Source organism: Pseudomonas sp. W3I7 (assembly GCF_030816095.1).
In the GTDB taxonomy this organism is placed as follows: domain Bacteria; phylum Pseudomonadota; class Gammaproteobacteria; order Pseudomonadales; family Pseudomonadaceae; genus Aquipseudomonas; species Aquipseudomonas salomonii.
In genome coordinates this window covers 2160221-2185318 of sequence record NZ_JAUSXP010000001.1, presented here as the reverse complement: position 1 = coordinate 2185318, position 25098 = coordinate 2160221, and the positions used below count along the sequence as shown (strand labels likewise).

The 25098-nt window shown below is 60.8% G+C and carries 22 protein-coding genes; 7 read left to right on the top strand and 15 right to left on the bottom strand.

The features are described 5' to 3' along the window. Positions 1-36: 36 nt before the first annotated feature. From QF043_RS10240 to QF043_RS10215, 6 genes are all read right to left on the bottom strand, one after another. A complete protein-coding gene (locus QF043_RS10240; protein WP_017137586.1) occupies positions 37-309 on the bottom strand; it encodes a hypothetical protein in 273 nt (90 codons plus the stop codon). A 39-nt stretch (positions 310-348) separates the two neighbouring features. Continuing rightward, a complete protein-coding gene (locus QF043_RS10235; RefSeq protein ID WP_307418401.1) occupies positions 349-1110 on the bottom strand; it encodes an alpha/beta fold hydrolase in 762 nt (253 codons plus the stop codon). A 21-nt stretch (positions 1111-1131) separates the two neighbouring features. After that, entirely contained in the window at positions 1132-1536 is a 405-nt protein-coding gene (locus QF043_RS10230) for a DoxX family protein (protein WP_056858528.1), read from the bottom strand. After that, entirely contained in the window at positions 1533-1805 is a 273-nt protein-coding gene (locus QF043_RS10225) for a DUF2282 domain-containing protein (protein ID WP_307418400.1), read from the bottom strand. Before QF043_RS10225 ends, QF043_RS10230 begins: the two co-directional genes overlap by 4 nt. Positions 1806-2166: 361 nt before the next feature. Further along, positions 2167-3042, bottom strand: coding sequence for a Dyp-type peroxidase (locus QF043_RS10220; protein ID WP_307418399.1), 876 nt, complete (start codon positions 3040-3042; stop codon positions 2167-2169). After that, complete coding sequence (locus QF043_RS10215) at positions 3039-3797, bottom strand: helix-turn-helix transcriptional regulator (protein WP_307418398.1); 759 nt, start codon at positions 3795-3797, stop codon at positions 3039-3041. The genes QF043_RS10220 and QF043_RS10215 overlap by 4 nt, the downstream gene beginning before the upstream one ends. A 128-nt stretch (positions 3798-3925) precedes the next feature. On the opposite strand from QF043_RS10215, the gene QF043_RS10210 reads away from it, so the two are divergent. The 3 genes from QF043_RS10210 to QF043_RS10200 all read left to right on the top strand — a co-directional run bounded on the left by QF043_RS10210 (position 3926) and on the right by QF043_RS10200 (position 7901). Beyond that, positions 3926-4996, top strand: a complete 1071-nt coding sequence (locus QF043_RS10210) for an MFS transporter (protein ID WP_307418397.1) — start codon at positions 3926-3928, stop codon at positions 4994-4996. Between the two features lie 78 nt (positions 4997-5074). After that, positions 5075-6691, top strand: a complete 1617-nt coding sequence (locus QF043_RS10205; RefSeq protein ID WP_305454072.1) for an NADP-dependent glyceraldehyde-3-phosphate dehydrogenase — start codon at positions 5075-5077, stop codon at positions 6689-6691. Positions 6692-6839: 148 nt separating this feature from the next. Next, entirely contained in the window at positions 6840-7901 is a 1062-nt protein-coding gene (locus tag QF043_RS10200) for an FUSC family protein (RefSeq protein ID WP_307418394.1), read from the top strand. Between the two features lie 65 nt (positions 7902-7966). Here the strand turns inward: QF043_RS10200 and QF043_RS10195 are convergent, their stop codons facing one another. Together QF043_RS10195 and QF043_RS10190 are read right to left on the bottom strand one after the other, a co-directional pair. Further along, on the bottom strand, positions 7967-11785 hold the full coding sequence (locus QF043_RS10195) for a hypothetical protein (RefSeq protein ID WP_307418393.1): 3819 nt from the start codon (positions 11783-11785) through the stop codon (positions 7967-7969). Positions 11786-11959: 174 nt separating this feature from the next. Next, complete coding sequence (locus tag QF043_RS10190) at positions 11960-12712, bottom strand: TetR/AcrR family transcriptional regulator (RefSeq protein WP_056858521.1); 753 nt, start codon at positions 12710-12712, stop codon at positions 11960-11962. A 360-nt stretch (positions 12713-13072) separates the two neighbouring features. Here QF043_RS10190 and QF043_RS10185 point away from each other — a divergent pair, with 360 nt between their 5' ends. From QF043_RS10185 to QF043_RS10170, 4 genes are read left to right on the top strand one after another with little or no spacing between them, the layout of a single operon-like run. Further along, entirely contained in the window at positions 13073-13780 is a 708-nt protein-coding gene (locus QF043_RS10185; RefSeq protein ID WP_065931033.1) for an ABC transporter ATP-binding protein, read from the top strand. Then, entirely contained in the window at positions 13777-14976 is a 1200-nt protein-coding gene (locus tag QF043_RS10180; RefSeq protein ID WP_307418391.1) for an ABC transporter permease, read from the top strand. The genes QF043_RS10185 and QF043_RS10180 overlap by 4 nt, the downstream gene beginning before the upstream one ends. Continuing rightward, on the top strand, positions 14969-16450 hold the full coding sequence (locus QF043_RS10175) for a TolC family protein (RefSeq protein WP_307418390.1): 1482 nt from the start codon (positions 14969-14971) through the stop codon (positions 16448-16450). The genes QF043_RS10180 and QF043_RS10175 overlap by 8 nt, the downstream gene beginning before the upstream one ends. After that, positions 16440-17687 (top strand): efflux RND transporter periplasmic adaptor subunit, encoded by a 1248-nt coding sequence (locus QF043_RS10170; RefSeq protein WP_307418389.1) that lies wholly within the window; start codon positions 16440-16442, stop codon positions 17685-17687. The genes QF043_RS10175 and QF043_RS10170 overlap by 11 nt, the downstream gene beginning before the upstream one ends. 15 nt (positions 17688-17702) lie before the next feature. Here the strand turns inward: QF043_RS10170 and QF043_RS10165 are convergent, their stop codons facing one another. From QF043_RS10165 to QF043_RS10135, 7 genes are read right to left on the bottom strand one after another with little or no spacing between them, the layout of a single operon-like run. Next, positions 17703-19097 (bottom strand): FAD/NAD(P)-binding protein, encoded by a 1395-nt coding sequence (locus QF043_RS10165; RefSeq protein ID WP_307418388.1) that lies wholly within the window; start codon positions 19095-19097, stop codon positions 17703-17705. Between the two features lie 12 nt (positions 19098-19109). Beyond that, positions 19110-19877 carry an ABC transporter ATP-binding protein gene (locus QF043_RS10160; RefSeq protein WP_307418387.1) on the bottom strand — a complete coding sequence of 256 codons (768 nt, stop codon included), beginning with the start codon at positions 19875-19877 and terminating at the stop codon, positions 19110-19112. A gap of 3 nt (positions 19878-19880) precedes the next feature. Continuing rightward, entirely contained in the window at positions 19881-21221 is a 1341-nt protein-coding gene (locus QF043_RS10155; RefSeq protein ID WP_058421777.1) for an ABC transporter substrate-binding protein, read from the bottom strand. Positions 21222-21243: 22 nt separating this feature from the next. Beyond that, a complete protein-coding gene (locus tag QF043_RS10150; protein WP_058421776.1) occupies positions 21244-22293 on the bottom strand; it encodes a branched-chain amino acid ABC transporter permease in 1050 nt (349 codons plus the stop codon). A 4-nt stretch (positions 22294-22297) separates the two neighbouring features. Further along, positions 22298-23179 (bottom strand): branched-chain amino acid ABC transporter permease, encoded by an 882-nt coding sequence (locus QF043_RS10145; protein WP_058421775.1) that lies wholly within the window; start codon positions 23177-23179, stop codon positions 22298-22300. Then, positions 23179-23949, bottom strand: a complete 771-nt coding sequence (locus QF043_RS10140; protein ID WP_307418386.1) for an ABC transporter ATP-binding protein — start codon at positions 23947-23949, stop codon at positions 23179-23181. The genes QF043_RS10145 and QF043_RS10140 overlap by 1 nt, the downstream gene beginning before the upstream one ends. Beyond that, positions 23946-24857 (bottom strand): AMP-binding protein, encoded by a 912-nt coding sequence (locus QF043_RS10135; protein WP_307418385.1) that lies wholly within the window; start codon positions 24855-24857, stop codon positions 23946-23948. Before QF043_RS10135 ends, QF043_RS10140 begins: the two co-directional genes overlap by 4 nt. Positions 24858-25098 lie beyond the last annotated feature (241 nt).

Sequence of the window (25098 nt, the reverse complement as noted above, 5' to 3'; positions counted from 1 at the left end):
CGCTGCACAAGCAAGCTTGCTCGCCACAGGAAGGCGTTATTTCGGCTCAGTCAACGTGCCGCCAGCCTTAAGGCATTCAGACGGCGTCTTGACGATCACGCCCTCGCCCTTGCAACTGTTAAGGCCCTTGCAGTCGTGCTTGGCGGTGGCACACAGGCTTTCGCCCTTGCAGCTGTTGACGCCGTAGCAACGGCCGGGTTTTTCCTGCTGGTCGGCGGCGCTGGCGGCACTGGCGAATGACGCCGATGCCATGGCAATCAGGGCGGCGGCAGCGGCGAGGCTCAGACGGGATTTAAGTGCAGTGTTCATGGGTATTTCCTCTTTGAGTGCTGTGTGGGCTGAGAGCAATTATTTGATAACGGAAGCAGCGTCTTCGATGACCTTCGCCACCGCCTCAGGCTGGGAGATGTACACCGAGTGGCTCGCCTTGATTTCGGTGACCTTGGAACCGGCGCGCTGGTACATCCAGCGTTGCAGCGCGGGGCTCAGCGCGCGGTCTTCGGTAGAGACCACGGCATACGTCGGCTTTTTGTGCCACGCCGCCGCCCACACGGTGCCGCCGAACAAGGCGGTGGTGGCCGGCACTTGGGAGGCGACCATGAAGTCGGTGCGGTTGGGGGTCAGGTCAGCGGCAAAATCGGCGTTGTATTTGTTGCGATCGAAGAACAAATGGCCGTCGCGGCTCTGCTTGATGTCATCGCTGGGCGCCGGCATCGAGCCGATCAACTGGGCCATGTTCTCGCCCACCTCCGGCTGCAGCGCCGAGACGTAGACCATCGACTTGACCTTGTCGCGATCGCCGGCAATCGAGATCACCGCGCCACCGGAACTGTGGCCCACCAAGACCACCGGGCCGACTTGCTGCTCCAGCACTTCACGTGCCTCGGCCACATCCGCCGCGAGGTTTTCGTGGCCCTGGTGCACCACGGTGACCTTGTAGCCCTTGTGAATCAGGATGTCGTGCACCACACGCCAACCGGAACCGTCGACAAATGAACCGGGCACGATCACCACACTTTTACCGGTGCCGGGCTGCGGTGTATCGGCCGCCTGGGCCAGTACGGGGGCCGTCAGGGCCACGGCCATGGTCAAACAAGAAAGCATGCGCATCGGGTATCTCCATCAGGGTTGTTAAGGTTTGCCGAACAGCCGGCGATCCAGCGACCACGCTCCGCCGCCATAGGCCAGCAACGGCAGCAACAGGCCCGCCCAGGTCAGGTGCGTCGGCCAGGCCTCGGGGTACACGAACACCTCGATCACCAGGGTCATGCCCAGCAGCGCGGCGGCCGCCGGGCGCGTCAGCAGGCCCAGCACCAGCAACAGCGGAAACAGGTGTTCGGCGTAGGTCGCCAGGTGCGCGGCCCAGTCCGACGGGATCAGCGGCAAGGCGTACTCCGAACGGAACAGGGCGTAGGTCGACGGCTTGAGGCTCAGAAATCCGCTGACCTTGGTGCGTCCCGACAAAAAGAACACCGCCGCGATGCCCAGCCGGGCCACCAGCAACAGCAGCGCCGGGGGCAACAGGCGCTGGATCACGGCTGTTCCGTCAGGCTGCCGAAGCCTTTGGGCGTCTTGATCTGGGTGCAGGTGCCCTTGTCGACCAATACCCAGGCGTTGCCCTGGTAATCGGCGGTGGCGGTGCCGGCGCACGAGGTGCCTTTGCCGGCGGCGCAGTCGTTGGCACCGGCGAGGGCCACGCCGAAGCATTTTTCCTGGGGCTTGGCGTCGTCGGCATCGGCCATCGCCGCAAAGGCGCTGAGGGACAGGGCGAAAGTGGCCGCAAGGGCCGCGTAGGGTCGCTTCATCGGTGTATCTCCTGGCTTGACTGAGTGTGGCCAGGGCGCGTGTGGCGGTGAGTGACCGCCTGCGCCAGCTGGTGAGCAGAGTTAAAGCCAGGCGTGTATCCGGTCTGTGTCGCCGACACGCCAGAACGTCATGCCGATGTATCAGGGTGGCGCGGGGATACTTTGTAATACAAAGCCACTGAAGCACCGCCAAGCCATGCCGATGGCGACAACCATTCGGACCTGCCCAGGCTGTTGGGTAGTGGCGGTGAGCGCGGAGTGTGGGGTGTGCTGTGGGAGCTGGCTTGCCTGCGATGCAGGCACCTCGGTGTTTCATGCAGACCGAGTTGATGCTATCGCAGGCAAGCCAGCTCCCACCGTTTTAGAGAGTGGCCGCCTGGGAGAATGCGCTCAAATCCAAATGGCCATCCTTGACCGGCGGGCACCAGTAATACCCACCGGTCAACGGCATACTGATCCGATACAACCCATCCACAATCCCGTCTTCCAACCCGCTCATGCGCCGCAATTGCGCTTCAAACGCATCGAAGGAATGCCCAAACGCCAGGAACATCAACCCCGCCTGGCCGTTCTCGGCCCACGGCATCGAGCGGCGCACTACAAAGGCTTGCGGGGTAAAACTTTCCTGGGCGGTGCGCTTGGTGTGAGCGGATTCGGGGGCGTCGTCCAGCTCTTCGTTATCGCCATGGCGGCGGCCGATGATGTGGTCACGCGCCTGGGCGGGCAACGCGGCAAAACCGTCGAGGTCGTGTTGCCATTGCTGGATCGCGGCAAAGCTGGCGCCGCTGTCGGTCAGGGCGGCTTCGACGGCGGCGTCGTCGTGGGGGTTTTCGGTGCCGTCTTCGTAATCGGTCAGATCGAAGCCGGTTTTGTAGCGGAAGCCTTCGGTCATCTGCACCAGCCGGAATGCCGGGGCCAGGGCTTTTTCAAATGCGCGGCTGCGCAGCAGCAGTTCACCGCGATCCACACCGTGCAGCCACACCCACAACGCCTGCTGAGTAGACGGGTTATGCGCGCCGGGGCCCGTGACGGCGGGGAATGCGCGCAGCCCTTCAATGTGCGCGCCGAGCGAAGTCACCAGCGGCTCGCCAAAACCGACCACTGCGCCCGCGTCCGCCAACTGCACCAGCGCGTCCAACGCGGCGGGTACGGCTGCCAATACGTCAACGGCAAAAAACAGATGGCGTGCCTGCAACGGCACCGGTGCGGCAAGAATGCCCGGCTGGTAGTGACTCATGTGAACTCCTTCTGAAAAGCCGCGCAGTCTACCCCAACAGGCAGGGCACACGCGGGCTTGTGCTCAAGGTTTTCCAGATCACGCGGTTCCAGGCCCAATTGCGCCTTGAACTGCGCCCAGCCTTTGGGCGTAACCCGCACCGCACGCGAATCCTTGGCGCGGCGCAGCCAACCGGCATCGCACCAGGCACTGAGCAATTGCACGCCGAGCGGGCCGGCCACGTGATGGGTGCGCTCGGTCCAGTCCAGGCATTGGCGCGCGGGTTTCAAGGCGCTTGAGTCGATGCCCAGGGTCTGCAACCAGGCTGCGCCTGCGGGCAGCACTTCATAGTGTTTATCGCCGACGGCGCGCAGGTAATGGCGTTGTTCCAGCGCCTGGGTCACCGCGACGCCCAACTGCCCGGCCAGATGGTTGTAGCAGCAGCGCGCAAACCGTAGCCCTTGGGCCTCGCGGCTTTGGGGTTTGAGCACGATCGCCGACAACGGCGCAATCGCACTGAGAAACTCGATCGCCTGGGCCACCTGCTCCCCGGCCAGGCGGTAGTAGCGATGCCGGCCCTGGGTTTGGCAGGCGAGCAAACCACCGGCGACCAATTTGGCCAGGTGGCTGCTGGCGGTCTGCGCAGTGATGCCGGCAGCAAAGGCCAGTTCACCCGCAGGCAACGCGCGCCCGTCGAACAACGCCAACAGCATCGCGGCACGGGCGGGCTCGGCGAGCAGCGCGGCAACCTCGGTAAAGGTGGATGGGTTCGACATGGCGGCTCTCCAACGGGACCTGCGCAGTATAAGCGTGACGCAGGCGAGCATGCTTCGATCAACGTCGAAGCATCTGCGCCGTCCCGCGCGCTAGATTCGCCGCCTGTGTCTTTTCAAGGAAGATGTGCATGCCACAACGAAAGGTGCTGGCCGCGACCAGCCTCAGCTATGTACTGGTGATCCTCGATACGTCCATCGTCAATGTGGCGCTGGACCCCATCGCGATAGCTCTGCACAGCAACACCGGCGCGCTGCAATGGGTGGTCAGCGCCTACACCTTGACCTTTGGTTGCCTGCTGCTGGCCGGCGGTGCGATGGCGGATCGCTTTGGGGCGCGCAGGCTGTATATGACCGGCTTGCTGGTGTTTACCCTGGCCTCGCTGCTGTGTGGCGTGGCCAGCGACATGCACCTGCTGGTGGCCGCGCGGGTGCTGCAAGGTGTCGGCGCAGCATTGCTGGTGCCGGCGTCCCTGGCGCTGATCAATCAGGCGTACGCAGGCAACCCCGCAGGCCGCGCGACGGCCATCAGCCTGTGGGCCGGGTGCGGCGGCATTGCCATGGCCGCCGGGCCGTTGGTGGGTGGCGTGCTGATCCAGACACTGGGCTGGCGCAGTATCTTCCTGGTCAACCTGCCGTTGGGGCTGATCGCCTTCGGCCTCAGCGCGCGCCTTGCCGCCAGTGCCAGACAGCCCCGCACCGCAGGCTGGCTGCGCCTCGGCGTGCAGCTGTTTGGCAGCCGCGTGTTCAGCCTGTGTGTGGCCGTGTCACTGTTGTCGGCGCTGCTGCTGTATGGGCTGATGTTTGTACTCAGCCTGTATTTCCAGCGGACCCTGGGCCTCTCGCCGCTGCGCACCGGCGTGGCGTTCCTGCCGCTGACGGTGTTGGTGAGCATCGGCAGCCTGATGGCCGGCGAGTTCGTGCGCGCCTTTGGCAGCCGCAGGCTGATCGGAGGCGCCCTGATGCTCTACGTGACCGGTTTTGGCGTGTTGCTGATGGGCGGCATAACGCCTGACTACGCCTTGATCGTGGTGCCCATGCCGCTGATTGGCCTGGCTGCCGGGTTGATCACCCCCGCCGCCACAGCCGCGTTGATGAATGCGGTGCCGCCGGGACAGGCCGGAATCGCCGCCGGCATCCTCAATACGGCGCGACAGATCGGCGCAGCATTGGGCGTGGCACTGGCCGGCGCGCTGCTGTAACGCGTCTGGCGCTTGCCACACAGCCCTTGGATGGGTGACTCTCTAGTCATGTTTTGCAACTATTCCAGGGGTAGCGACATGACCACCAGTAACCTGCTCGCCCAGCTGTTTCCCACCGCCGCCAGCGACATTCCCGAACAATTCCGCCTGGCAGCGCCCATCGAACAGCGTGATTACCTGGTCGACGGCCAGTTGCAGGTGTGGAACGGCCCACTGGCCAAGGTGCAGAGCCCGGTGCAACTGGGCGATGAGCGCGTGCACATCGGCAGCACGCCGCTGCTGGACGCCGACACCGCCCTCACCGCCCTGGACGCCGCCGTGCGCGCCTACGACCGCGGCCAGGGTGAATGGCCGACGATGCGCGTGGCCGAACGTATCCAGCATGTCGAAGCCTTTTTGCGGCGCATGCGCGAACAACGCGACGCGGTGGTCAAGCTGCTGATGTGGGAAATCGGCAAGAACCTCAAGGACTCGCAGAAGGAATTCGACCGCACCTGCGACTACATCACTGACACCATCAACGCCCTCAAGGAACTCGACCGCCGCTCCAGCCGCTTCGAGCTGGAACAGGACACCCTCGGCCAGATCCGTCGCGTGCCACTGGGCGTGGCGCTGTGCATGGGCCCTTACAACTACCCGCTCAACGAGACCTTCACCACGTTGATCCCGGCACTGATCATGGGTAACACCGTGGTGTTCAAGCCGGCCAAGCTCGGCGTGCTGCTGATTCGCCCGTTGCTGGAAGCGTTCCGTGACAGCTTCCCGGCCGGCGTGATCAACGTGATCTATGGCAGCGGTCGCGAAACCGTCAGCGCGCTGATGGCCAGCGGCAAAATCGACATTTTTGCGTTCATCGGCACGAACAAGGCCGCCAGCGACCTGAAAAAACTGCACCCCAAGCCGCACCGCTTGCGCGCAGCCCTGGGCCTGGACGCAAAAAACCCCGGCATCGTGCTGCCCGAGGTCGACCTGGACAATGCCGTGAGCGAAGCGGTCACCGGCTCCTTGTCGTTCAACGGCCAACGCTGCACCGCGCTGAAAATCCTGTTTGTGCATGAAGATGTGGTCGACAGCTTCATCCAGAAATTCAACAGCAAACTGGCCACGCTCAAACCCGGCATGCCGTGGGAAGACGGCGTATCGCTGACGCCACTGCCGGAAGTCGGCAAGGTCGATTACCTCAATACACTGGTGGCCGATGCCGAGCAGCACGGCGCCAAAGTGGTGAACCCTAATGGCGGAGAAAGTCGCGGTTCGTTCTTCTACCCCGCCGTTTTGTACCCGGTGAACCCGCAGATGCGTGTTTATAACGAGGAACAGTTCGGCCCCGTTGTGCCGATCGTGCCGTACCGTGACCTGGAAACAGTGATCGAGTACGTGCTGGACTCGGACTTCGGCCAGCAGCTAAGCATTTTCGGCACCAATGCGGTGGAAGTCGGTCGGCTGGTGGATACGTTTGCCAACCAGGTCGGGCGTATCAACATCAACGCCCAGTGCCAGCGCGGGCCGGACACCTTCCCGTTCAACGGGCGCAAGAATTCGGCCGAGGGCACGTTGTCGGTGCATGACGCGCTGCGCGTGTTCTCGATCCGCACCTTGGTGGCGACCAAGTTCCAGGAGAGCAACAAGGCGTTGGTCAGCGATATCTTGCGCAACCGTGATTCGAGTTTCCTGACCACGGATTACATTTTCTAAAGACATAAACAGCTCTATGTGGGAGCTGGCTTGCCTGCGATAGCATCACTGCGGTCTGACTGAAAGACCGAGGTGCCTGCATCGCGGGCACGCCCGGCTCCCACATTCGCTCCGGTCTACCCCGACTACCGAGGCCACTTTAATACCGATGAACCTGCCCTTCTTCGCCCGGCGCCTGTTGCGCCCTTTGCTCGACCCGTACCGCCGTTACCGCCATGCCAAGCTGATCCACGCCGTGCGCGTGTCCATCGGCCTGCTGGCGACCATCCTGCTCACCACCGGCATCAACCTGCCCCACGGCGAGTGGGCGTCGGTGACCATGCTGATCGTGATCGGTGGCCTGCAGCACCACGGCAATATCGGCAAAAAAGCCGTGGAGCGTGCCTACGGCACCCTGATCGGTGCCAGCGTAGGCCTGCTGCTGGTGGTGCAACAGGCCTATTTCGGTATACCGCTGCTGACCTACCTGCTGATGTCCGTGGTGTGCGGGTTCTTTTCCTATCACGCCATCGGCAAGGGCGGTTACATCGCGCTGCTGTCGGCGATCACGGTGTTTATTGTTGCCGGCCACGGTGATAACCCGATCTCCGATGGCTTGTGGCGCACCGTCGATATCCTTATCGGCATTGTGCTGGCGCTGGCGTTTTCCTTCGCCCTGCCGCTGTACGCGGTGTATTCGTGGCGCTACAACCTGGCCAGCGCCTTGCGCGATTGTGCGGCGATTTACAGCCGCATCATCAGCGGCCAGTCGGTCACGGACGATGAACACCTCAAACTGCTCAACCGCCTGAATGCGGCGATGCTGCAACTGCGCTCGCTGATGCCGTCGGTGTCCAAGGAAGTGCGCATTTCCATGACCGAGCTGGACGCAATCCAGCGGCATTTGCGCATGTGCATCAGCACCCTGGAGATTCTTGGCAATACCCGGCCGGATCCGCGTGATGAGCAGGCAATGGCGCGGATGCAAGTGATGCTTAAGGCCGAGCATCGGCAAATCAGGGTGCAATTGGTGGGGATGGCGCGGGCGTTGAAGTCCGGGTTTACCGAGCGGCTGGAGCGGCCTGCGGTGCACGCGGCGGATGAGGCTGGGTTGGATGCACCGGTGCAGAGTGCGTTGGATGGGTATCGGTTGTTAACGATGCAGTTGGCGGGGAATGTGGACGCGATGCGGGGGCGGTTGGCGAAGACGGCGAGTCATTGGAAGATTTGAGCGGGGTGAAAAAAGGGACAGTCTACGGCTAGGTAGAGCTGTCCCGATGACTCAATGACGAACAATCATGTCAGGCGAGAAACGTTAGCCGTGAAGACGATATAGTCGCTACCCCAGCCACTATCTTGGTAATTATGAAGGACAACAGCCTTGGATCCGCTCGTCGAAACGGAAAAGTCAACAGTCAATACGTACCAAGTGTTTCTTGGCGGCGCAATCGAGCCGGACATTTGTACCCCGCCAACTATAATCGCGAGCACAGGGTCAAGCAGTCCAGACTCCGTTTTAGTATGATTAAATATATAGAATGAAACTCGATATCTATGGCCGACATAAAAACTTGTCGTCGTCGCAACGACTGTACCCGCATAACCTCCTCTGTCTGCATAAGTGGGTATGTTAAGACCCGACGCCGAGAAAAAGTACCGATTTGCGTTAACGCCTGCTGACCAAGGTCCCAACCCATAGACAAAATTAGTGGACACTGCTGCAAACGAATCAGACTTAACATACTGCACTAACGGAAACACAAACGCTCGGGACTTCTCTATGCCGCCATCGTAGGCATACCTTATCTCTATTTGAAAGGTCGTATTATTAGGCCACGCAGTCAACACACCACGCAATACCGGCTGATTTAACAAGCCGCTGGGAACTTCAGCCTCAGTGATTTCATGAGCGGGCACCACCTCCACCGACCGGCCACCGCCAATAAAGGTTACCCATATCCGATGCCCCGCCTTACACAAAGGTATCCTGGCCACGTCGAGTCGGCTATTACCGACGAATGTATTCAAATCGATTACGGTTCCAACAGCCTGATTATTAACCATTGCCTTCGGAAGACTGGCTGCTGGAATTGCATTGACCTCTACCGTTTGGACTTTCGAGTGCGTGACTTTATCACCGCGCGTGACCGAGTACATCAACTGCACCCGACTATTGACACTGTTGTGCAGCGCTTGCCTCTTGGTAAAATCAACTATGACTGAGCCACTTGCCTGGCCGGTAGCTTCTTCTTCGAATTCAAACCCATTCGGCAATATCCACTTGCACAGAATCGGGTCGTTGGCGAGCATGCCCTTATACGCAATTTTAACGCTGACATTCTTCTCTATTGACAACGGATCAACCATTGTCTCTTGTGCAATAGTAGAGGCGCCGATAAGTGTGGGAAAGGCCAACTCGGCGGGAAGTTGCTGGACCACATAGACTGTTTCGCCAAAAGATACCGCCGTTTGAATAAGAGGGATTTTTACAAAACTGACCAAGAAACAAATTTTTAGCGATGAGCCGTCCTTAAGTAGACGTATTTTATCCATCGACAAGGGAAAGGAAACGCCCTTGGTAAGGTGCTCTGTGGTGACCAGGTTCGCCGTAAAAATTTTATTTTCGTAAAGGCTGCCATCAGCGAATACGCCAGTGATCGTCATGAACATGCACTGACCTACGCTGGCGAATTTCCATATATCAATAATCCAGCGAGGCACATCCAGTTCGTAGACCGGCAGCACCGTGGTATGTGCGTAGTTACTGATATACGGCCTGGGCAGTGCATCGAGAGGCAGCAGCAATATCTGCAAAGGCTCGAACGCGTAGGTGAATGCGCCACGAAGCAACATGCAATTCAACACAATATTATTGCCATCAGGCCGCACTGCCAGGGTAATCACTTCAACCGGAATTTTAAAGGTGAAGACACCGAGCTTCGGATCAACCGTTATTTCCAGCTTATGTTGGCTGATGCCATACTGCCCAAGCCAGGAAATAAGAAGGCGGTCACCTTTTGCAGCCTTCGAGTACCTCACCTCGCCATTCGCCCCGTTGACGACAGCCACCGGGTTAATCGTCATAGCGGTGGCATCCGCCTCAAGCAGTTGAAAGCTTTCGAGGTTCACCGGTTCACCGATACTGAGCTTGAGTACTTCCGAGCGCAGGGTGACAGGCGGTGACCCTGGGCTCCTCACGCTATAATAGATATCGAGGCTCTTGCCTAAGTTAAGCTCGATGAACGCCTGATCAATGGGTGTCTCAAGTTCCAGCAAGGCCTCACCTGCAATATCCTCGAAGACATCAATTTCAATTTGAAGAAAGTTTCTCGGCGAATCCCCTGAAATAGTAAGGACTATCGTGTCCCCGGCTTTCGTATTGGCATAATTAAAGAAGACCCCAACCGAATAGCCATTCAAATCCTGCAGGTCCAGGTTCCAGTTACCGTAGTATTTTTTAGCCTCTTTAATAGACACTTCAGGCAGTACTGGAACCGCCTTGCCCACCTCGGCGACCACACTCTCTGATTGACGCGGGCTACTACCGTCCTGCATTCTCACTTCCAAAAGAATATCAAACGGCCCCAGGCCGTCGAACTGCTTCAAGAGGTTTGCTGGCAAGACCTGTGTTCCACCCTCTGGACCGGCTGTCTGCCGGCTCAAGGTGACGAATGTCGCACCATTTTGGCCGCCTTTTTTCTTAGCTTGTATAAGTTCGAGGTTCCTTGCGGAATAAGGTGAGTACCGAGGGACCTCAGCGACTCCGTTCAACCCCGATGAAATCAGCCCAGCGTTAAATGGGTGGAGAAGTTTCAGCGCTGGCATCCGTGTCGGCGTGCCGGTTATATGAACCAAATAACTGCCCGACTCTTTGTTAACTACACCTGTAGACGTCGTCCACTCCCACCATAGGCGTACCGTGCCGCGCCCTATATCGTGGAAAAATTTACTAGGGAGCGGGATTGTTTCTAATCCATAATTTCTGTCAGTGATGGGGGCGAAACGTGTAATGACGGGTGAACCGCCCTCCGGAGAAGCTTCCACAACCAATACGATTTTGTTGAGTGGTCTGGGTGCCAGTTTTGACTTGGGGGGCTCGATCAACACTGTAACTTCGGCATCAAATGGAACATCCAAATCAACAATGGTAATGTCATCACCGTCCTTAACCACGCGTGGGGCGTCGAGCAAGCTGGAATCTATTTCGCTGCGCAACATATAGGGTTTGGAAAGGGTGTACGCCCCCTGAGGTTCATTCCCCACTACATCCTTCACGCCCATGCGAACAGTGAACGTTCCGCGCTTTGGCAGTTTTTCCAAGTAGTCTTCGTAGGGGATGAACACGGCGTAGCCGCCCTTTTGGGACGCCTCTTGCGGACTGACCGTATGCGTATACGAAAACGTACCGAAATAAAATATATTGTTGTCATTTTGGCGGATGTCCGAATACAGATAAACCCAGATCGAAAGGCCACGCTTAGCCTGTGCTTCACTGATACTTTTGCCTTCCGGCAAGTCTACGATGGTTTTGTCTTCCAGAACCTCTCTAACCTTCATCAACAGACCGCTATGCCACGGCTCCCCGGGGTTGGGATCATTGCCGCCCGGTATACTCTGTTTGCAGAAAACCAAACCTTCGTCCGAACGAAGTTCATTCTGCGAACCCGCTCGAAAGACCTGCCCGAAAAATCTTAGGTTTCCGTTGGGAATTTTGTATCCATCGAACCCGACATGATATCGATCTTGTCTATCCACGGTGAGTGCGTCGGCCTTCACTGGGTTAGGCAGACCCAACTGAACAATACAGCGGTCAAGCGTAACCCATTCTTCCCAAGGCTCAAAAACCCAATAACAGATAGGCAGTATTTCATTACGCCCTAAGCCTATAGTGGCAAGTTCCTTATACTTCGCCTTGCTCAGGTCTACTCCGGGCTCTGCCGGGTAGGGTCCAACATCGAGCCTTTCAAAGCTATCTGGAGGGGTAGACATAATCATCACCTTGCTGGAATAAGGGCCGCGCGGGAACAGCGCGACAGGCAAGGTAAATAAGGCGCTTGAGGCAATCGCAGATTCTACTGTCAGAACTGACAGTGGCGACGAACGGCAGGCGTGCACGAAAAATCCGACAGAGGCCGAAGTTTTAGTAAAAACCTCAACCCCAGCCTTTTCTCACAATTTTTTCACGATTTATTCACATCCGCAGACGTAGGGTGAAGCCTCATCCGTTACAAACGCTGCACATCAAAACCCGCCGCCCCAGCGGGTTTTTTTTGTCTTGGATTTGGGCTTTTAACGCGCGGTTTTAGTGGCAGGCGTTGCGGCTTGTTCGCGAATGGCACGCTGGGTGTCGAGCACCTTGGCCAATGCGGTTTCGGCTTCGGGGCTTTGTTGCGGTACACGAATCGCCGCTGACACCAGGGTGATCAGCTTGGCCATCACCTCGGCATCGGTGGCCGGGCGGCCCAGGCTCATGGAGTTCATCAGCAAACGTAGCTCGGTGCCGGCCATGACCCCGGAAATCGCCTTGAGGGCGAATTGCAGGCGCACGCCCAGCTCATTGCGCGGCAGATCCGGCAAGGCCAGGGCGAAAGCTTCGAAGAAGCGCTGGAACACCGGCTGGTAATGCACCTTGAGGTATTCCTGGATAAACGGCGAGGTGTCGCTGTAGACCCGGCCCAGGAACCGAATAAATGAACGCCCTTCCCCGCTGGCCGGGTCACTGCGCTCCAGGCCCATGGCCGGGGCGAACAACACGCCGAGCAAGGTGTCGCAGTCGAGCGGGCCATCGGCCTCGGCTTCGCAGCGCGCGAGCAATTCCAGGCGCTGCTCGTTGAGCGGCTCCAGGCGTTGCATCAGCAGGGTTTTCATCAGGGAGTCCTTGTCCCCGAAGTGGTAGTTCACGGCGGCCAGGTTCACCTGGGCACGTTCGGTAATCTGCCGGAGCAACACGGCGTCATAGCCGTATTTGATGAAAAGAGCCTCTGTCGCATCCAGCAGTCGAGTCTTGGTAACGTTTGGAGCGCTGAGTTTCTTCGCGACCATGAAAGGTTCCACGTGGGAAATATTGTTTTAAAAAATAATTTGATTTTTTATACCGGGGCGGCCCTTCGAAAGCAAGTAGTGACACTGCGCCATGCTATGAAAAGCCTGTATAAACGGGCCTGTCGAGGCTAGCCGAAGGGATGTTCACGCGCCGTCGCCAAGCGACTGGCAAATCGTTACAAGGGGTGAAACCGCTCTACATCCATGGCTGGCGAAGCGCGTTGAACGCGGTTACTATTCAAACAATATTTTAAAAACAAGAAATAAAACCAGTCCGTGGCGCGTATCAGGCAGTTCCCGAACTTGTTACAAGGCTTTACCAGGGGGCGTGGCGATACCGTCGAGACTGCAGGCGTAGTCATGATGACAGAGACCCCCGCGCACCCAGGCTTGATCTCCCTGCAAGGCATCGGCAAGAGCTATCAGCTCGCCGGGCAACACCTGTCGATTCTCAATGATGTGTGCCTGTCCATCGCTCGCGGCGACAGTTGCGGCATTCTCGGTGCCTCCGGCTCCGGCAAAAGTACCCTGCTCAATATCCTTGGCCTGCTGGACTTGCCCGACGGCGGCCAGTACCACTTTGCCGGCCACGATATCTTCAGCGCCACGCCGGATGAGCTGGCGGCGATCCGCAACCAGCAGATCGGCTTTGTGTTCCAGAGTTTCAACCTGCTGCCACGCCTCAGTGCCCTGGACAACGTCGCCCTGCCCCTCAGTTACCGTGGCGTGTCACGCCATGAGTCGGTGGAACAGGCGCTGCGCATGCTTGAGCAAGTCGGCCTGGCCGAGCGCGCCCACCACCGCCCCGCCGACCTGTCCGGTGGCCAGCGCCAACGCGTGGCGATTGCCCGCGCGCTGGTCGGCAAGCCGTCGGTGATCCTCGCCGACGAACCCACCGGCAACCTCGACAGTACCACCGCCCAGGAGATCATGGACCTGCTCCTGGCCCTGAACCGCGAGCAGCAGGTGACGCTGATTATTGTCACCCACGATGCACACATCGCCGAGCGCCTGGAGCGCAAGATCCTGGTGCGCAATGGCGTGGTGCATGAGGCCGGGCGCCTATGAGCCAGCGGGTCGAACAGAGCCTGAGCCAACTGCTGCATGAAGCCTTTGTGAGCCTGCGCACCCTGGGCAAACGTTCGATCCTGGCGTTGCTGGGCATCGTGATCGGCAGCTCATCGGTGGTGGCCCTGATCAATATCGGCCATAACGCCGCGGTGGACGCGGCGATGATTTTCAAGGACATGGGCACCGACACCCTGATCGCCCAGTTCCCGCCCAAAGGCAACAGCAATGCACCGATGCGCGCCAGCCTCGACCTGGACGCGGTGCGCCAGGCCGTGCCGGGCATTGCCCATATCGGCGCGCTCAGCCTGTTCAGCGGGCCGCTGGTGTTCCAGGGCCGCACCGCCAACGCCAACTTTGTCGGCAGCACCGCAGATATCAAGGACGCCATGCGCCTTGCCCTGCGCGAGGGGCGATTTCTGTCCGCCTTCGACGCCAACGAAACCTACGGTGTGATTGGCGATCAAGTCGCCCAGGCCTTGGGCACGCCGGGCAACCCGCTGAAGTTGGGCGACCGCGTGCGTATCAACGATTACCTGTTCCTGGTGGTGGGCATATTGCACAACCAACCCCGGGCGATGCTGATGCCGGTGCAGGCCAACGAATCGCTGTTTATCCCCGCCGAAGGCATGCGGCGCATCTACCCGACGCCGCAGATCGGCAATGTGATCATCCGCGCCGCGCCCGGCCAGGACATGGAGCGCATCGCCGGTGAAGCCGCGATTGCCCTGAAACGCCAGCTCAGCGACCACGATGTCGACATTCAGGTGCCCCAGCAAATGATCGATGGCATGACCCGGCAAAGCCGCACGTTCGCCTACTTGCTGCTGGCGCTGGGCGCGATTTCCCTGGTCGGCGGCGGTGTCGGCGTGATGAACGTGATGCTGATGAATGTCTCGGAGCGCCGCCGCGAAATCGGCATCCGCATGGCCCTGGGCGCGCGCCAGCGTGACATCCGCAATCTGTTTTTGCTCGAAGCGGTCACGCTGACGGCAGTGGGTGCGCTGTGCGGTGCAGTGCTGGGCATGACCGCCGCGTGGCTCTACGCCTGGCTGTCGGGCTGGGAATTTGCCCTGGCCGCCGCCGCCCTGCCACTGGGGGTGGGCAGCACCTTGCTGGTGGGCTTGTTCTTCGGCATCTACCCGGCGGTCTCGGCCTCGCGGCTGCAGCCGGTGGAGGCCCTGCGCGATGAATAAATGGCTGTGGTTACTCGCCCTGGCAAGCCTGCCGGCCATGGCCACCGACGTGGTGATCAACCCGTCGGCGCCGAGCACTACCCGCAGTGGGTATGACCGCAGTGTGTCGCTCAATAACCAGGTCACTACCATGACCCTGGGTGACGCGGTGTACCTGGGCCTGCGCAAAAACCCGGCGATCCGCAGCGCGTACCTGCAACGCGTGGCGCAAAAGTTCGACTTGCGGGTGGCCGAAGACACCTTCAACCCCAAGCTCTCCCTCAACAGTTATTACCGTCAAAGTCGCGGCTCGGCCGACAACGCGCGCAATGCCAACCTGGCCCCGAGAGCGACCCTGCTCAGTGAGTACGGCACCCAGTTGAGCATGGCCTGGACCCAGCAGCTGAACAACGCCGACCGCGCCGGCCGTTACCGCAGCGACGGCCTCGACCTGGCGCTGATCCAACCGCTGATGCGCGGTGGCGGCTGGGACGCCACCACCGCGCCGCTGCGCCTGTCGCGCCTGTCGGAGCAGGCCAACCGCCTGAACCTCAAGGCCACCGTGGCACAGACCATCAGCCAGATCATCGCCACCTACCGTGAGCTGCTGCGTGCCCAGGAGCAGTTGAGCATTGTCCAGGACGCGCTCAAGCGCTCCAACACCTTGCTGGACGTGAACAAGGCGCTGATCAGCGCTGGGCGCATGGCCGAGTTCGAAATTGTGCAGACTGAAGCTGATATCGCCACCCAGCAACTGGGCGTGGAAGAGGCCCAGAACCAACTCGACACCAGCCGCCTGGCCCTGCTGCGCCTGCTGGCGCTGGACCTGTCGACGCCGATCCGCGCCAGCGAAGCCCTGGACGCCAAGCCAATGAGCATCGACAAACGCCAAGCCTTCAACCTGGCGCAGACCCAGCAGCCGGAGTACCTCGCGGCCCTGCTCGGCAGCCAACAGGCCGACCTCAACCTGGTGATCGCCAAGGACTCCGGGCGCTGGCAAGTCGACTTGGTGGCGGGCGCCAACCAGTTACGCGATGCCTACAGCAACAATGACAGCGGCGACAACAATAACCGCACGTGGAACAGCTACGCCGGGGTGCAGGTGCAGATTCCCATCGGCGACATCAGCACCCGCCAGGCCGAGGTGCGCGCGCGGGTCAATGTCGAAGATCAGGAGATCCGCATCACCGACGCGCGCCAGGAACTGGAACGCAGTGTCAACGACGTGGTGCGCGACCTGGGCACGCGTTGGCGCCAATATGAAATCTCTCAGCGTGCCGTCGAGCTGTCGCGGCGCAAGATCGAAATCGAGCGGGAAAAACTCAGCGCCGGGCGCTCCACCAACTTCCAGGTGCTGAGTTACGAGACTGACCTGCGCAATGCCGAAAACGCGCGGCTCAATGCACTGATCGCTTATCTGAACGCCCAGACCCAGCTCGATTTGACCCTGGGCATGACGCTGGAAAGTTGGGAAATCGCCCTCAATGACTACTAATAAAAAATACCTGCTGGGTGCCCTGATCATCGTGCTGTTGGCGGGCGCTGGCATTGCCCTGCGCAGCCCGGCCACCCGCCAGCCCGCCGCGACCGAGCAATGGCTGGCGGTCAAGCCCGACCCGTTGGTGCACCAGATCGGCCTGGTGGGCAAGATCGAACCCGACACCACCATCACCCTCACCGCGCCGTTCGACGGCAATGTGCTCGCCAACCTGGTCGAGCAAGGCCAACGCGTCGAAGCTGGCCAGGTGCTGCTGCGCATGGACCCGGCCACCCTCGAAGTGCAACTGCGCGACGCCCTCTCCGCCCAGCTCAAGGCCCGGCGCACCGTGCAAGAAATGCAGGACTGGGACAGCAGCCCCGCCGTCAGCCGCGCACGCCGCAGCCTGCGCACTGCAGAAATGACCGCCGGCAACACCCAACGCAAACTCACCGAGAGCGAAAACCTGTTCAAGCGCGGCATCATCCCGCGCAACGAGCTGGACGATCTCAAGCAGCAGACCCAGCAGCAACAACTGGACCTGGCCGCGGCCCGCAGCGAACTGCAGCAGGCGCAGGATCAGGGCAAAGGCGAATACCGCCAGATCGCCGAGATGGAGTTGACCAACGCCACGGTGAAATACGACGCCTTGCACAAGCTGCTGGAAGGCAAGGAGGTCAAGGCGCCCTTTTCCGGCATCGTCGTCCCGGCGCCGGGCAGCAATAATTCCTCGCCTGGCGGAGCCAATAACAACGTACCGGTGCAGGCCGGCAGCAAGGTCAGCCAGGGGCAGGTGCTGTTCGGGCTGGCCAATATCGAACGGCTGAAAATTGTCGCGAAGGTGTCGGAGCTGGACATCAACCAGTTGCATCAGGGCCAGGCCGTGGAAGTGATGGGCGATGGCTTTGACGGCGAGCGCCTGACCGGCTCCGTCAGCGTGGTCAGCGGCCTGGCGATTGCCAGCGACAGCCAGGGCAGCGCGCAGTTTCCCGTCACCTTGTCGATCCCCAAACTCACCGCGCAGCAATTGCAGCGGGTGCGGCTGGGGATGAGTGCGCGGTTGACCATTGTGACCTACAACAATGCGCAGGCGATTGTGGTACCGAGCCAGGCGATCCAGGCGGACATGACCGTGGAATATCGAGCCGCGATGGATAAGCCGGTGGAACGGGTTAAAGTCACCACAGGGCAGTCAACCGCCGAAGGTGTTGAGGTATTCGGCCTCAAGCCAGGCTTTGTAAAAACCTCAAAATAGAGGGAGCTCCCACATTCAGAGTGAGGTGAGTTTGGCGGCCAGGGACTTGGCCTGGAGCGCCACATCGGTGACGGCCGTACTCTCCCACCACATCCCACGCAACGGCGGGCCCATGGCAAACAGTCGCTGGCTGACCTGGCCCTGAGCATCCAACACAGCCCCCGACACCTGCGCCGCAATCCCCAACGCCAACGGCCCAGGCTTGATCAACCCACGCTTGAGCAACTGCTGCGGCAACGGCTTGGCCACTCGCCGCCAGTCGTACTCAATACCGCTGGAGTTGATCAACGCCGCGCCGGACACCTGAGTGACGGTTTGTTCGCCACGCCGCCGCAGCTTGATCGTCACGCCGCTGTCCGACGCCACCAGCCCCTTGAACGACGCCGCCTGAATCCGCAGCCGTCCTGCTTCATGCAAACGCGCCACTAACTGCGCGCTCAAGGGCGGCGAACGATGGTGATGGCTCTCCCACCACGGCCGTACATGGCGCACGAACTGGCGTTTCTCGCGCTCACTGGCGTGGCTCCACAAGCGGCCGATATGCGCGCGCACCGTGTCCAGCGGCGCCTGCCAGTCGATGCCCTGTTCCAACGCCAGTCGGCATTGGCGCCGCACCTCGCGCAGCAACTGCCGAGGGCTGCGCAGGTGGTGGTCGTCGGCGAGAAAGTCCACCCAGCTCGGCGGTTGCCGGCGTACGTGGGGCAGCAGGCCGTGGCGCGAAAATACCTCGATGGGCCCACGATGGCCGGCCTGTTCCAGGGACACCACGGCATCCACCATGGTCAACCCGGAACCGATGATCAGCACCGGCGACTGCGGCTCGATCTGGCGCATGGCCTTGACGTCCCACGGGTCGACTGCTGCTGCATTCAAACCACTGGACTCGGTCTGCGGCGTGCGCGCCGCCGGGAACATGCCGGTGGCCAATACGGCGTAAGCACCGCGCACGTGTTGGCCGTTATCCAGCGTCAACAACGTTGAGTCGGCATCCACTTGCAGGTCGACCACCTCGGCACGAATATGCTCGACCGTCGAAGCCGACAGCGCCTTGGCCTCTGCCAATCGTTGCTGCGCATACCCACCAAAAATCCCGCGTGGCGGGAACAATTCGCTGATGGGTACAGGCTGCTGATCCGATTCCGGCCACCCCCCGGCGCCGATGTAGTCGGTGAGCCATTGGGTCAAGTCATCGGGGTTGTCCGGGTCGACACTCATGCGCGCCGCATTGCCGTTCAGGGTATGCCCCAGTTCGACGGCACTGTAGGCCTCGCCCCGGCCAAGTTCCTTGCGCGGCTCAATCACCAGGATTTGCCGCTTGCCAGGCTGGCGCAGCAGTTGCACCGCCAGCATCGTGCCGCTCAAGCCGCCGCCGATGATCAGCACATCAGCGTTGCGGATGGATTCAGTCATGCACATTCGCCCTTACTGTTTACCCAGATAAATATCATGCAAATCGCCGCGCGCCAGCAGTTCAGCCGCACTGCCGCTCAAGACCACGCGCCCAGTATCGAGCACATAGCCGTGGGAGGCATAGTTGAGCGCGACATTGATGTTCTGCTCGGCGATCAGGAAGCTCACCTGCTGCTCGCGGTTAAGCTGGGCGATGATCGCGAAAATCTCTTGCACGATCATCGGCGCCAGGCCCATGGAGGGCTCGTCGATCAACACCAATGTCGGCCGGGTCATCAAGGCACGGCCGATGGCAACCATTTGCTGCTCGCCGCCCGAGGTCAGCCCGGCGCGGGTGTGGCGCTTGGTCTTGAGGCGCGGGAACCAGGCGTAGATGCGCTCCAGGTCGTGCTCCATGTCTTTGCGGCTCAGGCGCCGCACAAAGCCGCCGCTGCGCAGGTTGTCTTCCACGCTCAGTTGGCCGAACACATGGCGGCCTTCCAGCACATGGACCATGCCCTGGCGCACCCGTTGGCTGGGGTCGATACCGGCCAGGTCGCGGCCGGCATACTCGATCACGCCGCGGCTGACCTCGGCGCGTTCGGCGCGTACCAGCCCCGAAATGGCCTTGAGCGTAGTGCTTTTGCCGGCACCGTTGGCACCCAGCAACGCCACGATGGCGCCCTTGGGCACGTGGAGCGAGACCCCGGCCACCGCCAGTATGGCGCCGTCGTAGATCACTTCGATGTCATTGACGTTTAACAGTGACGGGCTCGCAGGTTCAGCGGTGGGCTGGCTCATGGTTTATTCATCCCCGGTGCAGGTACGCGGCGTCAGGCCTTTTTCCTTGGCGAACGCGGCGGACTTTTCATCGATCAGCGGGCGCAGCAGCGCACGGTCGGCGGCGATCCAGTCGCTGATCAGCGTCCAGTTGGCGCCGTCCCACTGTTGCACACGCGCCGAGCCGCCGCCTTCGTGGTCGCGGCACGAGAGTTTGAGGTTCTGCATCAGGCCCAGATAACCCATGTCTTTAAGGCGCGCATCATCGATATTCAAGTGCTCCAGGCCCCAACGGCCTTCCTCGCCATTGAGTGGGCGCTTGCCGAACTTGGCCTGGGCGGTACGGATCGCTTCCACCGCCACGGCGGCGTTCACCAGGCCCGAGTTGTAGTAGACGCTGCCGAAATTTTTCAGGTCCTTGAGGTCGCTGTGGCCTTTGTCGAGGATCGACTGTTTGAGGCGTTTATGAATCTCGAAATCAGCACCGGCCGGGTAAGGCGTGAGCGCCAGGTAACCTTTGGCGGCGGCGCCTGCGGGCAGTACGTCTTCGCTGGAACTGGCCCAGATATCGCCGATGATATGGTCAACCGGGAAGCCAAAGCGCGCAGCGGTCTTCACCGCCACCGGCGTGGACACACCCCAGGTGCGCAAAAACACCCAGTCCGGGTTGGCCTGACGCACCTGGCGCCATTGCGCCGACTGCTCGTTGCCCGGGTCGGCCACCGGAATCTGGATATTTTCAAAGCCGTATTTCTCGGCCAATAACTTCAACGGGCCCAGGGTTTCACGGCCGTAAGCCGAATCGTGATAGACCGTGGCGATCTTCTTGCCCTTGAGTTTGTCGAAGCCGCCTTCACGCTGGGCAATGTAATTGACCAGCGTGGACGCTTCGCTGTAGAAGGTCAGCATCACCGGGAAGTTATACGGAAACACGGTGCCATCGGTGGCTTCGGTGCGGCCGTAACCGAGGGTAATCAGCGGGATCTTGTCGACTTCCGCGCGCTCGCTCAGCGCATAGGCCGCCGGTGCGCCGTTAGGCTGGTAGACCGCGACCGGCGCGCCATCCAGGCCATTCTTGAAGCGCTCGTAGCACTCGATGCCCTTCTCCGCCGTCCATTCTGTTTCGCATTCCTGCCACACCAGCTTGACGCCGTTGATGCCGCCTTCGACCTCATTGATATAACGCAGGTAGTCGATCATCCCGGCCCACACCTGCACGCCGCTGGAGGCATAGGCGCCGACGCGGTAGGTGGCCAACGGGATAAATTGCTGGTCGGGCGCGGCGATTGCCTGGGGCACAGCACCGGACAAGGCTGCCAGCGCGAAGGCGGCGCCGAGCAGGGAACGTTTCAAGGTTGCACGCATGTTGGATTCTCTTGAGGGAATGTTAGAAACGCAGCGGCCATTGCCGCAGACGGTCACGCAGGTTGTGCAACAGGCGAATCAAGCCTTCGGGTTCCTTGATCAGGAACACGATGATCAACACGCCAAAAATGATTTTTTGCAGATTCTGCAACTGCCCCGCATCCACCGAGCCACCGAACAGCGCCTGCCCGGCGTGGCTGAGAAAAATCGGCAGCAAACTGATAAATGCCGCACCGACAAAGTTGCCGGCAATGCTGCCCATGCCACCGATAATGATGATGAACAGGATCTGGAACGAGCGGTTGATGTCGAAACTGCTGGCGCTGGCCGTGCCCAGGTAGGCAAAGGCCCACAACGCACCGGCAATCCCCAGGTAGAACGAGCTGACCGCGAAGGCCAGGCGCTTGTAGCGCACCACCGGGATGCCGACCACGGCGGCGGCGGTGTCCATGTCGCGGATCGCCATCCAGTTACGCCCCACCTGGCTGCGCACCAGGTTGATGGCGGTCCAGGTCAACAGCAGCACCGTGACCAACGTCAGCCAGTAACGGCCCAGCGGCGTATTGAGGTCATGGCCGAACAGCGCAAGCTTCGGCGCGGAAATGGTCCCGGAGGAGCCGTAGTTGTAGAACCAGGGGAATTTGACGAACAGCCACTCCAGGAAGAACTGCGCCGCCAGGGTGGTGACCATCAAGTAAAAACCCTTGATCCGCGAGCTGGGCAAACCAAATAACAGCCCAACCAGCGCGCTGATAACCCCACCGCCGAGCAGCGCCACCGGCAGGCCCAACTCGGGCAGACGCAGCAGAAAACCGTAGGTGGCAAACGCGCCAACGGCCATAAAACCCGCCGCGCCCACTGAGGTTTGGCCGGTATAGCCGGTGAGCAGGTTCAGGCCCAGACCGGCCAGCGACAGCACCAGAAACGGGATCAGGATCGCGTTGAGCCAATAGTCATTGCCCCACAGCGGCACCCCGATAAAGGCCACTGCCAATAAGCCGATCAGGCCCCAGGGCAAGCGCCGCTGAATCAGTAATAACGGCGCGGTTTCTTGAACAACGGGTATCGACATGGTTTCAGACTCGCTCGATGGCGCGCTCGCCGAACAGGCCGGCGGGACGGATATACAGGAAGGCCAGGGCCAATACATAAGCGAACCACGGCGTGATGCCGCCGCCGATCAGCGGGCCGATATACACCTCGGCGAGGTTCTCCGCCGCGCCGACAATCAGCCCGCCGACAATCGCCCCGCCAATCGAGGTAAAGCCGCCGATGATCAACACCGGCAAGGCCTTGAGCACCACCAGCGAAAGGGAAAACTGCACGCCCTGGCGCGCGCCCCACAGCAACCCGGCCACCAGCCCGACTATCCCGGCCACGGCCCAGACGATCTGCCAGATGCGGTTGAGGTTGATGCCGATGGACAGCGCCGCCGTGGTGTCATCCGCGACGGCGCGCAACGACACACCGATACGGGTCTTGTTGAACAGCAGCGCCAGCACGGTTACCAGCACCACCGCCGCCGCCGCGGCGATCAGATCAAACTGGCTGAGCATCAGCGGCCCGACAAACAGCGGCACGTCGTCGATGCCCAAGTCCAGCGCACGCACTTGCGAGCCCATCAGCCCTTGGGCCAGGCCCTCGATAATGAATGACAGGCCCAAGGTGGCCATGAACAGGGTGATCTGCGAGCGGTTCACCAACGGCCGCAGCACCAGCCGCTCGATGAGCAAGGCGCCGACGATCATCACCACCACCGTCAGCAGCAACGCCAAGGCAAACGGCACGCCCTGGTCATGCAGGCTGACAAAGGTCAGCGCGGCAAACAGCAGCATTGAGCCCTGGGCGAAATTGAACACGCCGCTGGCCTTGTAGATCAGCACGAAACCGATGGCGACCAGCGAGTACATGGTGCCGGCGAGCAGGCCGCCGAGCAGGGTTTCAAAGAAGAACGTCATCAGTGTGCGACTCCCAGGTACGCCGCGATCACCTCGGGGTCGGCCTGCACCTGCGCGGGTGTGCCGTCGCCGACTTTGCGGCCGTAGTCGAGCACTACCACGTGATGGGACAGGCCCATCACCACGCCGATGTCGTGTTCGATCAACACCACGGTGGTGCCAAGGTCGCGATTGACGTCGGCGACGAAGCGCGCCATTTCCTGTTTTTCCTCGGCGTTCATGCCGGCCATGGGCTCGTCCAGCAGTAGCAGGCTGGGGCTGGCGATCAGCGCGCGGCCCAGCTCTACGCGCTTTTGCAAGCCGTAGGAGAGGTTGCCCACCAGCACATCGCGGTGCGCTTGCAGTTCGAGAAACTCGAGGATGCCTTGGCCGCGCAGGCGAAACGCTTCGGCCTCACGGCGGGCGCGGGGCAAGCCCAGGGCTTGCTCGATAAAGTGGGTGCGCATATGCCGCGACAGGCCGGTGAGGATGTTGTCGAGCACGCTCATTTTCTTGAACAGTGCGTTGTTTTGAAAAGTTCGCCCAATACCTCGACGCGCCGCGCCCAAAGGGTCGATGCGGTGGAAGTGTTGTTGCTCGAACACAATCTCACCGGCATCGAAGCGGTACACACCGTTGAGCACATTGAGCAGCGAACTTTTACCGGCGCCGTTGGGGCCGATCAGCGCGCAGATTTCGCCGCGCTGCACCTCAAAGGACAAGGCATTGATGGCCTTGACGCCTTTGAATGACAGCGAGATATCGCGCACCTGAAGAATGGTCTGGCTCATGCGATGTCCCGTTTGAATTCAGCCAGCCAGACTGGATCGCTGCTGGTTTTTGGCGTGCTGGGTGGCTGCCAGATATAGGTCAGCCGTTGGAAGCCCAGCAGCCTGCGCACACGATTTTTCAGCAGGCGCCGCAGGCCGCTTTGTGGGTGGGCGATGGCCCAGTCACATAGGCGTCGGCGCCAGGTGCCGTGGGGCGCCAGGCGGCTTTCGATATCGTCCGCCAAGTGCTGTAAACGCTCGGGCGAAAGCAACAGGCCGGTGGGCGCGACCTCATTGCGATCGCGCCGGGCCGAGGCCAGGTTTTCCGGAAATGCCAGGCCGTGGCCGCTGTTCAGCCATTGCTCCAGCACCACCGCCAGGCCGCCTTGCCAGTGGGTGCCCTCCTCGCTCCACAACAGGGTTTCACCGTTCGGTTGCCACCAGCGCTGCAGGTGCTGCGCCGGGCCCACCGAGCCGAGCAACTGGGTGAAATCCAACGGGTTGGCGGACTGCCAATGCCGCACCTGCTGCCGCCCCTGGGCATACGAATGGCTGGGGTGAATGCGCCATAGCTGTTGGTACAGGGCTTCTGGCTCCAGGTCATCGGCCAGGGTCAACACCTGCCCGCCGACAGACTGCGCGGCCAGCGCCAGCAGCAACAGGTCAGGCTCGAACGTGCCGCTCAAGGCCAAGCGTGACTGCGCGCTGAAACCCTGCTGGCGCAAACCGTCGGCCAGACGCTCGACATCGCGCAACACGTCGATCCAGCGCCAGGCATACCAACGGCCCTGCCGCTTGTGGCGCAGGGCGATATGCAGCGGGGTGAGCTGCGCCCAGTGCTGCAATTGCTCCAGGGCTTTGGGCAGGTTGCCGAGCAGCTCGGCGGGCCACTCCACAGCCTGCGGACGTTTGAGTTCGTGCACGCTCATAGGGGTAATGCTCCTATTCAAGGGGTGTGCGTGCGGTGGTCCGCTGGCCGGGTTATGTGAATCAACACCGATAACTGTGGGAGCTGGCTTGCCTGCGATGGCGGCGTGTCAGTTGGCTCATTTCCAGCTGAACCACCGCTTTCGCAGGCAAGCCAGCTCCCACATTTTGACCGAGGTCTTTCAGTTAAAGGTGCGGTGGTCCGCTGGCCAGGTTATGTGGATCAATACCGATAACTGTGGG